This is a genomic window from Sporosarcina luteola (assembly GCF_023715585.1).
In the GTDB taxonomy this organism is placed as follows: Bacteria; Bacillota; Bacilli; order Bacillales_A; family Planococcaceae; genus Sporosarcina; species Sporosarcina luteola_D.
The window spans coordinates 1-460 of sequence record NZ_JAMBOK010000017.1; the positions used below are offsets into that span (position 1 = coordinate 1).

Annotated in this window: 1 protein-coding gene; it reads left to right on the forward strand. The window is 52.6% G+C overall.

All coding sequences use genetic code 11. The features are described from left to right. Positions 1-190: cell division protein CrgA (locus M3193_RS16605; protein WP_251630015.1), on the forward strand; the 190-nt coding region annotated here is incomplete at its 5' end. Positions 191-460: the final 270 nt, after the last annotated feature.

Consider the following 460-nt stretch of genomic DNA (forward strand, 5'->3'; position numbering starts at 1 on the left):
CACCAAGTCGAACCCGCGTTGGTTCGTGCCGCTGTTCTGCGCGTTTATGATCATCGGCCTGATTTGGTGCGTGGTGTACTACCTCTCCCCGTCTGGCTCCTGGCCGATTCCGAACATCGGCGCGTGGAACCTGGGCATCGGCTTCGCCCTGATCATGATCGGATTCCTGATGACGATGGGATGGCGCTGAGTTCCGACTCGTTGCGCTTATCTATCGGTAGATCGTTTTTCTATCGTTAGGTTGTTCTTAGTTCTTATACGAAAGGCCGACCTCCCGTATGCGGAGGCCGGCCTTTTTCGTGCCTTAGCCTGTTCATCCACAGCTATCCACCACTTATCCACGACTTATCCACTACGTTATCCACAGGCTGTGGATGAATCACACCCATGTAGTTTTCCACCGAATGTGGAAAACCATGTGGATAAGTGGTGGATAAGCGGCGTTTCTCGGTGTATATCT